This is a genomic window from Ralstonia sp. VS2407 (assembly GCF_052950655.1).
Genome location: NZ_JBRFVG010000001.1, coordinates 568,145 through 582,039, shown reverse-complemented (window position 1 = coordinate 582,039; position 13,895 = coordinate 568,145). Strand labels below are relative to the sequence as shown.

The 13,895-nt window shown below is 62.6% G+C and carries 12 protein-coding genes and 1 tRNA gene; 1 reads left to right on the top strand and 12 read right to left on the bottom strand.

The annotated features are described in order from the left end of the window. Positions 1 to 14 precede the first annotated feature (14 nt). The 3 genes from ACU8YE_RS02765 to rnr are packed head-to-tail and all read right to left on the bottom strand — an operon-like array spanning position 15 to position 4,144. Positions 15 to 749 carry an SIR2 family NAD-dependent protein deacylase gene (locus ACU8YE_RS02765; RefSeq protein WP_446928046.1) on the bottom strand — a complete coding sequence of 245 codons (735 nt, stop codon included), beginning with the start codon at positions 747 to 749 and terminating at the stop codon, positions 15 to 17. Then, positions 749 to 1,501, bottom strand: coding sequence for a 23S rRNA (guanosine(2251)-2'-O)-methyltransferase RlmB (gene rlmB / locus ACU8YE_RS02760; protein WP_322016535.1), 753 nt, complete (start codon positions 1,499 to 1,501; stop codon positions 749 to 751). The genes ACU8YE_RS02765 and rlmB overlap by 1 nt, the downstream gene beginning before the upstream one ends. Before the next feature lie 48 nt (positions 1,502 to 1,549). Next, a complete protein-coding gene (rnr, locus tag ACU8YE_RS02755; protein WP_446928045.1) occupies positions 1,550 to 4,144 on the bottom strand; it encodes a ribonuclease R in 2,595 nt (864 codons plus the stop codon). A 70-nt stretch (positions 4,145 to 4,214) separates the two neighbouring features. Between rnr and ACU8YE_RS02750 the strand changes: the two genes are divergently transcribed. After that, a tRNA-Leu gene (locus ACU8YE_RS02750) sits at positions 4,215 to 4,299 on the top strand. A 373-nt stretch (positions 4,300 to 4,672) separates the two neighbouring features. Here ACU8YE_RS02750 and ACU8YE_RS02745 read toward each other — a convergent pair. The 9 genes from ACU8YE_RS02745 to der form a co-directional block, all read right to left on the bottom strand. Continuing rightward, positions 4,673 to 5,245 carry a phosphoribosyltransferase gene (locus tag ACU8YE_RS02745; protein ID WP_045204246.1) on the bottom strand — a complete coding sequence of 191 codons (573 nt, stop codon included), beginning with the start codon at positions 5,243 to 5,245 and terminating at the stop codon, positions 4,673 to 4,675. Positions 5,246 to 5,361: 116 nt separating this feature from the next. Further along, on the bottom strand, positions 5,362 to 6,702 hold the full coding sequence (locus ACU8YE_RS02740; protein WP_446928044.1) for an adenylosuccinate synthase: 1,341 nt from the start codon (positions 6,700 to 6,702) through the stop codon (positions 5,362 to 5,364). A 95-nt stretch (positions 6,703 to 6,797) separates the two neighbouring features. Continuing rightward, on the bottom strand, positions 6,798 to 7,961 hold the full coding sequence (locus ACU8YE_RS02735) for an ATP phosphoribosyltransferase regulatory subunit (RefSeq protein WP_260802642.1): 1,164 nt from the start codon (positions 7,959 to 7,961) through the stop codon (positions 6,798 to 6,800). A gap of 58 nt (positions 7,962 to 8,019) precedes the next feature. Next, a complete protein-coding gene (locus tag ACU8YE_RS02730; protein ID WP_232042517.1) occupies positions 8,020 to 8,220 on the bottom strand; it encodes a DUF2065 domain-containing protein in 201 nt (66 codons plus the stop codon). Between the two features lie 76 nt (positions 8,221 to 8,296). Next, positions 8,297 to 9,211, bottom strand: a complete 915-nt coding sequence (gene hflC / locus ACU8YE_RS02725; protein ID WP_446928043.1) for a protease modulator HflC — start codon at positions 9,209 to 9,211, stop codon at positions 8,297 to 8,299. A 12-nt stretch (positions 9,212 to 9,223) separates the two neighbouring features. Further along, positions 9,224 to 10,600: an FtsH protease activity modulator HflK gene (hflK, locus tag ACU8YE_RS02720; protein WP_260802644.1), complete on the bottom strand. Its 1,377-nt coding sequence runs from the start codon at positions 10,598 to 10,600 to the stop codon at positions 9,224 to 9,226. A gap of 55 nt (positions 10,601 to 10,655) precedes the next feature. Next, the gene (gene hflX / locus ACU8YE_RS02715; protein WP_260802645.1) at positions 10,656 to 11,909 is read right to left on the bottom strand and encodes a GTPase HflX; all 1,254 of its coding nucleotides are present in this window, start codon (positions 11,907 to 11,909) and stop codon (positions 10,656 to 10,658) included. 73 nt (positions 11,910 to 11,982) lie between these two features. Beyond that, positions 11,983 to 12,222 carry an RNA chaperone Hfq gene (gene hfq, locus ACU8YE_RS02710; protein ID WP_004626316.1) on the bottom strand — a complete coding sequence of 80 codons (240 nt, stop codon included), beginning with the start codon at positions 12,220 to 12,222 and terminating at the stop codon, positions 11,983 to 11,985. Positions 12,223 to 12,523: 301 nt separating this feature from the next. After that, on the bottom strand, positions 12,524 to 13,867 hold the full coding sequence (der, locus tag ACU8YE_RS02705) for a ribosome biogenesis GTPase Der (protein WP_232042513.1): 1,344 nt from the start codon (positions 13,865 to 13,867) through the stop codon (positions 12,524 to 12,526). Between the last annotated feature and the right edge of the window lie 28 nt (positions 13,868 to 13,895).

Below are 13,895 nucleotides of genomic sequence, written 5' to 3'. Positions count from 1 at the left end.
AAGAACGCCGCGCCTTATTCCAGCATGGCGGGCAAGCAGACGCCCGCCGGCTGGTGGATCACCAGGTCGGCCGTTGCATCCAGCGCGCTCGGCTCCGGATTCACGACGATCACCTTGGCGCCGTGGTCCTTTGCCAACCCCGGCAGCCCGGCCGCCGGATACACCATGCCGGACGTGCCAACCACCAGGCATACGTCACACGCGTTGGCTGCCTCTTCAGCGCGGTAGTTCGCCACGAGCGGCAACTGCTCGCCAAACCAAACGACACCGGGGCGCAACATCGCGCCGCACGTCGCACAACGCGGCGGCCTGCCCGGCTCGGCGGTGGCGATATCGCATTTGCCGCAGCCACCCAACCACTTGTTGGCAAACAGGTTGCCGTGCAGTTCGATTACCCCTTCGCTGCCGGCGCGCTGGTGCAAACCATCGACGTTCTGCGTGACGAGCGTCACCCTCTTGCGCTTGGCCAGTGCGGCAATCGCCAGATGGGCGGGATTCGGCTGCGCCTGCAGCACGCGCTCGCGGCGCTCCTGATACCAGTCCCACACCGTGCGCGGGTGCTTGCGGTACGCGGCCTCGGTGGCCATGTCTTCGGGGTTGAACCGCGACCACAGGCCAGTCAGCGCATCACGGAAGGTAGGCACGCCGGATTCTGCTGAGACGCCAGCGCCCGTCAGCACCATAACGCGCTGGGCGGCCTCGACCCAGGCACGGGCCTGGGCCAATGCGGCCGAGGGTTCGATACTCATTACTTCCTGGCAGGTGCCGCTGCACGCTGGCGCACAGCTTCAAACAGGCAAACGCCGCTGGCCACCGACACGTTCAGGCTTTCCACGCTGCCGGCCATCGGAATGCTGACCAGCGCGTCGCACGTCTCGCGCGTGAGACGACGCATGCCCTCACCTTCGGCGCCCATCACGATGGCGATGGGGCCCTTGAAGTCCGCCTGGTAGAGATCCTGTTCGGCCTCGTCAGCCGTGCCAATCACCCATACGCCGCGCTCCTGCAACTCGCGCAGCGTGCGCGCCAGGTTGGTCACCGTGATGTACGGGACGGTTTCGGCCGCGCCGCTGGCCACCTTGGCGACCGTCGTGTTGATCCCAACGCTGCGGTCCTTCGGTGCAATCACGGCATGCGCACCGGCAGCATCTGCCACGCGCAGGCACGCACCGAGGTTATGCGGATCCGTCACACCGTCGAGCACCAGCAGCAGCGGCGTGCCTTCGATGCCGTCGAGCAGTTCATCAAGATTGAGCGCCAGCGACAGCGACTCTGCCTTGGCAACCACGCCCTGGTGGCGGTCGGTCCCGGCAATGCCGCGCAGACGGTCGGCATCAGCGGGGATGAGACGCACGCCCGCTGCTTCCGCCGCTTTCAGGAAATCCTGCATGCGGCGGTCGCGGCGGTTGGCCTCGAAGTAGATTTCGTCGATCGACTTGGCGCCGTGGCGCAGTCGGGCGGTAACGGCATGAAAGCCGATGAGGAGCTTGGACTTAGACATGGCGCGATTGTACCCGTCTGCCCTCGCTCACCGGCCGCTTTAACCGGTTTAACGTCCCTTGGTCTTGCGCGGAGCCTTGCCTGCTGTCTTGCGCGGCGCAGCAGTCTTGGCGCTGCCCTTGGGCTTCGGGCCTCGCGCCGGCTGCTTCTTACGCGCTGGCTTGGCGTGGGCATGGCCCGGGGGCACGGCACGGCCTCCCGGCTCAAACACCGGCTGCTCTTCGATGACGCGATCAAGCGTCTCGTCAAAAGACTCCTCCGGTTTGGCCGTACCGCCCAGCAATGCGGCCAACTGGCGCGGCTTCTTGCGGCCAACCGGCGGTGCCGGCGTTGGCCCTGCAGGCTGACGCGCGGTCGCGGCTTCTGGGGCGCCGGTCACCTTGGCCGGGCGCAGCGCCTTGGTTGAAGGCTCCTGGATCAGGCGGAAATCCATCTTCCGGGCATCCAGATCCACGCGCAGCAACTGCACGCGCACGCGGTCGGTCAGGCGATAACGGATACCCGTGCGTTCGCCGCGCAGTTCGTTGCGGGCTTCGTCGTATTGGAAGTAATCGCTGCCCAGCTCGGTCACGTGTACCAAGCCTTCCACGTACAGCTCATCCAGTTGCACAAAGATGCCGAACGATGTGACCGCGCTGACGGTGCCCGAGAACTCGTTGCCGAGCTTGTCGCGCATGAAATAGCACTTGAGCCAGGCTTCGACATCGCGCGAGGCTTCGTCGGCGCGACGCTCGTTGGCCGAACAGTGCACGCCCAGTTCATTCCAGATCGCTTCTGTCTTGGCCTTGTTGACGACCGCTGCCGGCACGCCTTTCTCGGCTTCGGCTTGCAAACGGCGCGCTTTGGGCGACAGCGCGCTATTCAATTGCACGCCCGGTGCCAGCGCCGGAACATAGCGCGTGCGATGCAGGATCGACTTGATGGAACGATGCACCAGCAAGTCCGGATAGCGGCGAATCGGGCTGGTGAAGTGCGCATATGCCTGATACGCCAAGCCAAAGTGGCCGATGTTGTCCGGGCTGTAAACCGCTTGCTGCATCGAGCGCAGCAGCATGGTCTGCAGCATCGGTGCGTCAGGACGCGCAGCCACTTTTTCCATCAGTTCGGCGTAATCGGCCGCCTGCGGCTTGTCGCCGCCGCCCAGGGTCAAGCCGCTCGTTTTCAGGAAGGCCCGCAGCGCCTGCAGCTTTTCTTCCGTCGGGCCAGCGTGGACGCGGTACAGCGCCGGATGTTTGTACTTCTCCAGCATCTCGGCCGCGCAGACGTTGGCCGTCAGCATGCACTCCTCGATCAGCCTGTGCGCGTCGTTGCGGGTGCGCGGCAGGATCTGCTCGATCTTGCCCTGCGCGTTGCACACGATGTACGTCTCGGTGGTGTCGAAGTCGATCGCGCCACGCTCGCGGCGCGCCTTGAGCAGCGTCTGATACAGCTCGTACAGGTCCTGCAGATGCGGCACCAGCGGCGCACGCTTGGCAGCCTCCGGACCCTTCACGTTCGACAGGATCGCCCAGACCTCGTTGTAGGTCAGGCGCGCCTTCGAGTGCATCACTGCCGGGTAGAACTGATAAGCCTTGATCTCGCCCTTGGCCGTGATCACCGCATCGCAGACCATGCACAGACGGTCCACTTCCGGGTTCAATGAACACAAGCCGTTCGAGAGCTTCTCCGGCAGCATCGGGATCACGCGGCGCGGGAAATAGACCGAGGTCGCGCGATCAATGGCGTCTGCATCCAGCGGATGTCCGGGCCGCACGTAATGCGACACGTCGGCAATCGCCACGATCAGACGCCAGCCCTTGGTGCGGCCGATCTTGACCTGCTCTGCGTAGACAGCGTCATCGAAATCGCGTGCGTCTTCACCATCGATGGTGACCAACGGCACATCGCGCAAGTCGATGCGGCCAGCCAGGTCGGCGTCGCGGACCACGTCGGGCAGCGCTTCCGCCTCGCGTTGCGTCGGCTCGGAAAACTCGTGCGGCACGCCGTACTTGCGCACCGCGATTTCGATCTCCATGCCCGGGTCGTCAATCTCACCCAGCACTTCGACCACGCGGCCGATCGGTTGTACGTAGCGATCCGGATATTCCAGGATCTCGACGCTCACCACTTGGCCGACCTTGGCCTTGCCCTGTCCCTTCGGCGCGATCAGGATGTCGCGGCCCAGGCGCTTGTCTTCGGGCGCCACGACAAGCGTGCCGCTCTCCGACAGCAACCGTCCGATGACGCGCTTGTTGGCCCGCTGCAGGATCTCGACGATCTGCCCTTCCGAACGCCCGCGGCGGTCGTAGCCGACGGCACGCACCAGGGCGCGGTCGCCGTGCATGGCCTTCTGCATCTCGCGCTCGGGCAAGAAGATATCGGGCTCGCCATCATCGCGCACGAAGAAGCCGAAGCCGTCGCGATGGCCGATCACGCGGCCCTCGATGAAATTGGGCTGGTGCGCCAGTTCGTAGCGCCCCTTGCGGTTGAGTTCGATCTGACCATCCCGCTCCATGGCGGTCAGACGCTTGATAAAGCCGTCATGCTCCTTGCGCGTGACAGACAACGTCTTGGCAATGTCGGTGGCAGACAGCGGAGAACCCGACGTGCGTAGCACACCGAGGATTTCCTCGCGGCTCGGGATCGGATAAGTCGGTTGATTCAATTTTTTCTTCTAGAGTGTTGACAGGATCGCTGGATCCCGTAATAATTACAGCTTCGGTACACGCACACCTGCCCAGGTGGCGGAATTGGTAGACGCACTAGTTTCAGGTACTAGCGGGTAACTCCGTGGAGGTTCGAGTCCTCTCCTGGGCACCAGAGTTTAGGAACGGCGCAACGCAAGTTGCGCCGTTTTTCTTTTCCGCGGCCGGATTGCCGTTGTTCAGTTGCTGATGCGACATTCCGCGAAGTGCGACGTGCATTGTGTCTTGGCTATCGCGCCAGGGCCGAGCCAGGATCACCGGCCTCACCTGCCCCAAACGCTGGGTGGGCTCGAAGCCCAGTGCATCCACAAAGACACACCTCGCCTCGATCAACCGCGCACCTCCGATTGGCCAACTCCTGCAAAGCCAATCCGTACGCGGGTTTCGGGCCAATATTGCAGCCCGTGACAGCAGGTTACCGAAGTGGCACGCACGACGCAAGCCGCACACGCCACTCCATTCGCTCCTCGACGCTATCGACCAACGCCTCAAACTGCCGGCGCCTCGCCGTTGCCGGCTGAACGTGACTTGCCGCGCTTGATCCACGCCGCCAAGTTATGCGGGCGCAGCGTGTCGTACTCCTCGAACGGCTGATGGATCCACGGATTGGTCGCAAGAAACTGCACGGCATAATCAGGCTTGATCTTCGAGCACGCCTTGTGCCACAACACAGCAGTACGCACGTCGGTCACGGCCGGGTAGCGCTCCTTGAGGTGACGCCCAACGCGCTCCAGCGTGATGCCCGAATCCACCAGATCATCCACCAACAGCACGCGGCCCGACAGCTCGCCACGGGTCATCGTGATGTATTGCGCGATGTCGAGATCGCCCTGCTGCGTGCCAGCGGCTTCGCGATAGCTGCTCGTCGCCAGGATGGCCAACGGCAGGTCGTAAATGCGCGAAAGCTGATCGCCAACACGCAAGCCGCCGCGCGCCAGGCACAGGATCTTGTCAAACTTCCAGCCCGACTCGTGCACGACGAGTGCCAGGCGCTCGATCAGGCCGTGGTAGTCATCCCAAGACACCCACAGGTGCGAGTCGTCGTTGATCGGCTGGTTCATGGTGTACCTCTTCGTATCGTGAATGCGGCGTGAGTTGCCGCTATCGTGTTCTATGAAAAACGGCGCTCCATGCAAATTCGCCCGGCGAATCACCGGGCGAATCTGAGAGCAGCGCGTCAGTCCTTGTAGGGATGACGCAGCAGGATGGTCTCGTCGCGGTCAGGGCCGGTGGAGATCATGGCGATCGGAATGCCAGCCACTTCTTCGACGCGCTTCAGGTAAGCCTGCGCAGTCTCGGGCAGCGCATCCCACTCCTTCAAGCCGAAGGTCGAGGTGTTCCAGCCCGGGAATTCTTCGTAGATCGGCTGGCAACGCGCCACAGCATCGGAGCCACGCGGCAGGATGTCAATTTCCTTGCCATCGAGCATGTAGCCGACGCACAGCTTGAGCGTTTCCAGGCCATCCAGCACATCGAGCTTGGTCATGCAGAGACCCGACACGCCGTTGATCTGGATCGCCCGACGCAGGGCGGCAGCATCCAGCCAGCCCGTGCGGCGGGGCCGGCCAGTGACCGAGCCGAATTCCTTGCCGACATTGGCCAGACGCACGCCGATCGAATCCTGGCGCGCCGGGTTGTCCGCGTCATACAGCTCGCTCGGGAACGGGCCGGAACCCACGCGCGTGCAATACGCCTTGGTGATGCCAAGGATGTAATGCAGCTGGCCCGGACCAACGCCTGCACCCGCCGCGGCATTGCCTGCCACGCAGTTGCTCGACGTAACGAACGGATACGTACCGTGGTCGATATCGAGCAGCGTGCCTTGCGCGCCTTCGAACATCAGGTTCTTGCCGGCGGCGTTGGCGGCAAACAGTTCGGCCGACACATCCGTCACCATCGGGGCGAGGCGGCCTGCGTACGACAGCATCTCGTCCAGGGTCTGCTGGAAATCCAGCGCCGGGTGATTCAGGTACTGCGTCAGAACAAAGTTGTGGAAGTCCAGGTTCTCACGCAGACGCTCGGCAAAGTAAGCCGGATCGAACAGGTCCTGCACACGCAGCGCGCGGCGGGCCACCTTGTCTTCGTATGCCGGGCCGATGCCGCGGCCGGTGGTACCGATCTTGGCGGCGCCACGCTTGGCTTCGCGCGCCTTGTCGATGGCCACGTGGTACGGCAGGATCAGGTTGGTTGCTTCCGAAATGCGCAGGCGGTTCTGCACCTGCACGCCGGCCGACTCGAGCTCGTCGATTTCTTTGAACAGCGCTTCAGGCGAGAGCACAACACCGTTGCCGATGTAGCACGCGACACCATCGCGCATGATGCCCGACGGAATCAGACGCAGAATCGTCTTCTTGCCGCCGATGATGAGGGTATGGCCTGCGTTATGTCCGCCCTGGAAACGAACCACGCCTTGCGCATGATCGGTCAGCCAATCGACGATTTTCCCTTTACCTTCGTCACCCCATTGGGTGCCGATGACGACGACATTGCGTCCTTGGCTCACTGCTGGTGCGGACATGTTGAATTTGCAGATGGGTTAAAAACGTATTCTACCCTTGTTGCCAGGGCCTTCCCTGGAATTACCGGGTATTTACACAACGTTATGCAACAACTTCAGACCGAAGCGTTGCGGGGCTTGACGATCCAGCGACCGCCCTCTTCGACGAGTTGCCGATCGTAAGCGAACTCCTCCAGATCTTCCGGGTGGCCCGGCAGCGACTGGATGACAATCTCGCCCGCCGCGCGCAGCGCAGCGATCGCCTCACGAAGCTTGGCATCGCCCGACCAGGGCGCGTGGATGGCAGCGGCGCGCGCCTCCACCGGCGAAATGCCTGCGACCTCACGCAAGTCCAACGAAAAGCCGGTCGCCGGGCGGGCACGGCCGAAAGCCTCTCCGACCTTGTCGTACCGACCGCCACGCGCCACGGCATTCGGCACACCGGCCACGTAGGCAGTGAACATCACACCGCTGTGGTAGTGGTAGCCGCGCAGATCGGCCAAGTCGATGTTGACGGTTGCCCCGCCTGCGCGCTCGGCCAGTGTAGCCAAGTCGTCCAGCGCACGGCCGATGGCGGGCAGCGCGGGCAACTGCTTACGCGCACGGTCCAGCACATCGACACCGCCGTACAGTGCTGGCAACAAGTTGATGGCGTCGCGCTGTGTCGGCGGCAAGTCGGCCGTGATAGCACGCAAAGCGGGGACGTCCTTGGCGGCGAGCGCCGTGAAGAGGTCGTCCTGAATACGAGCGGCAACCGGCGACTGGTCTAGCAATGCCGCCACCACCCCAACGTGACAGAGGTCCAAGCGTACATCCGCCAGACCGGCGGCCGACAGCGCGGCAAGCATCAGCTCTTGAATTTCGAGGTCCGCTTCCAGACCGGCATGACCATAGATTTCGGCACCGATCTGCAGCGGCTCACGCGTGACGTGGAATCCACTTGGGCGCGTATGCAATACCGATCCCGCATAGCAAAGACGCGTCACGCCAGCACGGTTCAGCAAGTGTGCATCGATACGGGCGACTTGCGGCGTGATGTCGGCGCGCAGACCGATGGTGCGCCCCGAAAGTTGGTCGACCAGCTTGAACGTTTTCAGGTCCAGATCGTGTCCGGTGCCCGAAAGCAGCGACTCGATGTACTCCAGCATCGGGGGCATGACCAGTTCGTAGCCGTAAGTGCGGAACAGGTCGAGCATGCGGCGGCGCAACTCTTCAATCTTGCGCGCCTCGGAAGGCAGCACATCAGCAATGGATTCAGGCAGCAGCCAATTGGTCGGCATGGCGGTCTCGCTCGGGAGTCTTGGTACAGCAGAAATTCGTAAAAACGCAGGAAGTGGGCTAGCGATGCAGCAACCGCAGGAGGATGAGGCCAATCGCCATCGACACCAGACCGATCACGCGAAGCTTTTCGTCCGGCAGTTCGGTCAGCGTCTGGAAAGCGCGTCGCCAAGCCTGCGGCGCTACAAACGGCAGGATGCCCTCGACTACGAGCACCAGCGCGCACGCTGCCAGCAAAACGGTGGGCAGTGACTCTTCCATGGGGTGCGGTTGGCGAACGAACAAAACCCCGGCAAGCCGGGGTCTGTCCGCCTCAAATGATCAGCGACGCATTGTACTAGCGATGGCGCCCCGCCTGGGCAGCTGGCGCTGCGGCCGAGCCGCCGCCGTTCGGGCTGCGCATGTACTTGAAGAAATCGCTGTTCGGCTGCAGCACCATCACGTCCTTCCGGTCACGGAATGACGCGCGATACGCCTCCATGGAGCGCCAGAATGCGGCGAACTGCGGATCGCGGCCAAACGCATCGGCGTAAATGTCGGCGGCGCGGGCATCGCCTTCACCCTTGATCTTCTGGGCATCACGGTAGGCGTCGGCCAAGACGACTTCGCGCTGACGATCGGCATCGGCGCGAATCTTTTCGCCCTCGGCAGCCCCCGTCGAACGCAGCTCATTGGCCACACGCTTACGCTCGGCTTCCATGCGACGATAGACCGATTCGGTCACGCTGGCCAGCAGGTCCACCCGCTTCAGGCGCACGTCGATGATGTCTACGCCGACCGACTTGCCGTACTCCTGCACGCCCTTGAGGATGCTCTGCATCACCGCTTCACGATCCGTCGATACCACGTCAGACACGGTGCGGCGCGCAAACTCATCGCGAGCGATGGAGTTGATCTTCTGCGTCATGCTGTCCTGCGCAAGGCGAGTATCGCCCTTGAAGCTCACGTAGAACAGACGCGGATCAGACACGCGCCACTTCACAAACCAGTCGACCAGCAGGTTCTTCTTTTCAGCCGTAATGAAACGGTCGGCGCCGGCCACATCGATGGTCTGCAGGCGTTTGTCCATGAACACCACGTTCTGCAGCGGCGGCGGAAGCTTGAAGTGCAGGCCCGGCTCCTTGATGACCTGCTTGATCTCACCAAAGGCGAACACCACGGCGTACTGCCGCTGATCCACCACAAACACCACCGACGAGAACACCGCCAGGGCAATGACCAGCGCCACGAAGGCAGAAATCAGACGATTCATAGTGCCCTCCTGTTAGCGCGAATCGCGGTCACGGTTGCGCAGTGCTTCGCGCGAGCGCGAATCTGCGTCATTGGCCGGCGACGGATTAGAGGGAGTCGGCACGCCCTGCGCAGAACCACTGTCCTGGGGCGACGCACCAGGCGCGGCAGCCGGACGCGATGTATCGCCCTGCGTTTGCGCGATCAGCTTGTCCAGCGGCAGATACAACAGGCTGCCACTACTCTGATCGACGAGCACCTTGGTCGAGTTGGCGTAAATGTCCTGCATGGTTTCCAGATAGATACGGTCGCGCGTGACCTGCGGCGCCTTCGCGTATTCGCGTTGCACCGACGCAAAGCGAGCCGCATCACCTTCCGCACGTGCAATGACCCGTGCCTTGTAGCCTTGCGCCTCTTCACCCAAACGTGCGGCCGTACCCTTGGCGCGCGGCACCACGTCGTTGGCATAAGCCTGACCTTCGGAGATCGCACGCTCGCGGTCCTGCCCCGCCTTGGTCACGTCATCGAACGCGGCCTGCACCTGCTCGGGCGGCTGCACGCTCTGCACGTTGACGCTAAGGATTCGGATCCCGGTCTTGTACGCCGACAAGATGCGTTGAATCGACTCGGCCAGGTTGCGGCCAACGGCATCGCGACCTTCGTACAGCACCGCGTCCATCTTGTTGCGGCCGACGATCTCGCGCACCGACGTCTCTGCCGCCTGCGTCACCAGTTCTTCATCGCCGCCGCGGTCCGTTCGGTTGTAAAAGAGGTAATCGACCGGGTTGGCAATGTTGTACTGAACTGAGAACCGCACGTCGACGATGTTCTCGTCTTGCGTGAGCATCGACGAGTCTTTCAGGTTTGTATCTTTGATCTGGGTAGTCCGACCGATTTCCAGCGTGCGTACACCCGACAGGTTCACGATCTCGTGCGATTCGATCGGATACGGCAAGCGCCAGTTGATACCTGGCGTTGCCAGATACTTGAAGCGGCCGAACTGCAGGATCACGCCCGTCTGGCCCTCCTGCACGATAAAGAAACCGCTGGCCAGCCACAGGCCAACAAGCACCGCCAGCAGCACACCGACGCCCAGGCCTGAACCACTTCGGCCGTTACCCGGACGCAGCGGCGTGGGGCCGTCGTTACCGTTACCGCTATCCTTGCGACCGAACAGGTTATTCAGGCGGCGATTGAAGTCGCGCCACAACTCGTCGAGGTCGGGGGGGCCGTCCTGAGGCGGCTTGCTTTGACGCTTTGGCTCGTCTTTGCCTTCGCGCTCGGCGTTGTTGTCATCGCCGCGACCCCAGCGGGGATCGTTCAGCGAAAGCAGCACACGCAAGCGGTGCCACAAACCTCGCGCCGGACGCGGCGAGGCCATGGAGGAAGACTGGGTCGAAATCTCGGGCATGAGCGGTCGGGCTTGTCCTGATTGTCTGACTGCGAAGGAGTGACGGGGCATTCTATCAGCCCTCTTCGTCACCTTTGGCTGAAGAACCGCTGTTCGGCAAGCTTTGCGACAGTTCGTCACGGTGCGCCGGCAGCGAATCACGGCGGGTATCGAAGCGCGGATCGAAATCGCCGCCATGCGGCGCGGGGTGCTCACGCAAGCGGATCGCGGTCTCGACCAGCGCCTCGCGCAATAAATCGAGCCCGGTACCTTCGATGGCAGAAACGAACACCCGCCGCACGGCGCCGGTTTCGTCACGCTCGATGCGCGGGCCAGCCGCACGCAGCTCCTCCGCCGCGTCAATCTTGTTCATCACCAGAATCTGGGGGATGCCGCTGGCATTGATTTCATCCAGCACGCGATCCACCTGCTCCATCTGCTCATGCTTGACGGTGCTGGCTGCATCCACCACGTGCAGCAGCACGTCTGCGTGGACGGTCTCTTCCAGTGTGGCGCGGAAAGCCGCCACCAGTTGCGTGGGCAAATCGCGGATGAACCCGACCGTGTCCGACAGCACCACGTTGCCCAGCCCTTCGAGGTACAGCCGGCGGGATGTCGTATCCAGCGTGGCGAACAACTGGTTGGCCGCGTACGCGCGCGCCTTGGTCAGCGCATTGAAAAGCGTCGATTTGCCGGCGTTGGTATAGCCGACCAGGGAGACGGAAAACGCGTCGTTGCGGCTGCGCGAACGGCGCTGCGTATCATGCTGACGCTGTAGTTTGTCCAACTCGGACGATAGCCGCTTGGCGCGTTCGTCCAACATCCGCCGGTCCAATTCGAGCTGACGCTCGCCCGGGCCACCGCGCAGACCGACACCGCCTTTCTGGCGCTCCAAGTGGCTCCACGCACGCACCAGACGTGCCGCCTGATATCGCACGCGAGCGAGCTCAACCTGCACCTTGCCGACGTGGCTTTGCGCGCGCTGGCTGAAAATATCGAGAATGAGGCCGGTCCGGTCCACCACGTGGCGCCCGAAAAAGCGCTCGAGGTTGCGCTGCTGAGCTGGGCTCAGCGCGTGGTTGAAGATGACGATTTCCGCGTCCTCCTCGTCTGCGGCGATCTTTACTTCCTCCGCCTTGCCTGCGCCGATGAACAGCGCTGCATCAGGCCGGGAACGCTTACCCGTAACCGCGCGCACCGGTTCAGAGCCGGCTGTGGAGGCCAACAGGGCCAGCTCACTCAGACTTTCTTGGAAATCATGCTTGCCGAAATCGACGGCGACCAAAATGGCGCGCGTCGGCTCCGAGCTGGAGGTGGGATGGGATGCCAAACGGGGAAATAGAGAAGGGAGAAACGGGGTGGGTGCGTCCCGCCGCGCGGACGGCGGCGGGAGCGAGGCAGAATCAGGCGTCAGGCGCTTCGTCCACGCGGAAGTTCACGGCACGGGCCGGCACCACGGTGGAGATTGCGTGCTTGTACACCATCTGCGTCACGGTATTACGCAGGAGCACGACGTACTGGTCGAACGACTCGATGTTGCCTTGCAGCTTGATACCGTTGACGAGATAGATCGACACCGGCACATGCTCCTTACGCAGCGCATTCAGAAACGGGTCTTGTAGCAATTGCCCTTTGTTGCTCATGGCACACTCCAGATTTATAGGTTTAGTGATGGGTTATGGGGCTAGGAAGCCCGGGTTCAAGCAGGCGACGCAAAAAAAGTTCGTCAAAAGAGTCGGCCAGACGCGTCCAAATGACGCCAATGGCGCCTGGGATTTGCAGACACCAAGCGCCATGTCTCGAGAATTTAGCCTTAGAAATCAGGGAAAGCAAACGGAAAACCGATGACCCCGCCATATGAAATGGCTCGGCCTTTTTGGTGATCCCCCGTTCAAATGCCCCCGCGTCACACGCCCCCGCCGTGGAGCACCGCCCGTGCGATGCTCAGTCGTTCGATTGGGCGTACGGGTTTTTGTTCGTACGAAATTCGATCCGCAGCGGTGTGCCCTTCAGTTGGAAGGCCTCCCGGAAACGCCCTTCCAGGTAGCGGCGGTAGGTCTCGGGAATATTCGACAGCGCATTGCCGTGAATCACCACGATTGGCGGGTTGGAACCGCCCTGGTGCGCGTAGCGCAGCTTCGGGCGCGAGACGCCTGCGCGACGCGGCTGCTGATACTCGACTGCCTCCATCAGCACGCGCGTGAGCTTGGGTGTCGGCAGCTTGACCATGGCTGCAGCGTACGCGGCGTCCACGGACTTCATCAGCGCGCCAATGCCCGTGCCCTCCTTGGCCGAGATGTAATGCACGTTGGCAAACGACAAGAACTGCAGCTTGCGCTCCATATCGTGCTTGATGCGATCACGTGCATGGCCGGTCAGACCATCCCACTTGTTGACGCCAATCACCAGCGCCCGCCCGGACTCTACGATGAATCCGGCGATATGCGCATCCTGGTCGGAAATGTCCTGCTGCGCGTCGAGGATCAGCACAACCACGTTGGCGTCGGCAATCGACTGCAGCGTCTTCACCACCGAGAACTTCTCAATTGCCTCGAACACCTTGCCACGCTTGCGCAAGCCGGCCGTATCGATGAGTGTGTAAGGCTTGCCGTTACGCTCGAAATCCACATAGATGGCGTCGCGCGTGGTGCCCGGCATATCGAACGCGATCACACGCTCTTCGCCGATCAACGCGTTCACCAGCGTCGACTTGCCCACGTTCGGACGACCAACGATGGCAATGCGGGTGCCATGGTCGTGCGCGTCGGCTGCCTCGGCAAGTTCAGGGCGCTCGGCAAACGCCAGGTCGAGCGCCTCGGCCACCAAATCATTGACCCCGTCACCGTGCGCGGCCGAGATGGCAGCCGGATCGCCCAGGCCAAGCTCGTAGAAGTCGCTGGCGACGGCGGTGTAGCGCATGCCCTCAGCCTTGTTGACGGCCAAAAGGATGCGGCGCCCGGTTTTGCGCAGGTAGTCGGCGATCACGCGATCCTGCGGCGCAAGCCCCAGACGACCATCGACGATAAAGATCACGACATCGGCTTCGACCACGGCCTGACGCGTCTGCTTGGCCATCTCTGCAACGATGCCGTCCTTGGCGACAGGTTCGAAGCCGCCGGTATCGATAGCGATGAACGGACGATCGCCCACGCGGCCCTCACCGTAGTGGCGATCGCGCGTCAAGCCCGGGATGTCCGCCACCAACGCGTCACGCGAGCGCGTCAGACGGTTGAAGAGGGTCGATTTGCCGACATTCGGCCGCCCTACGAGGGCAATGACTGGTTTCATGCTTGTGTGCCGCACGCGAATGGCGCAA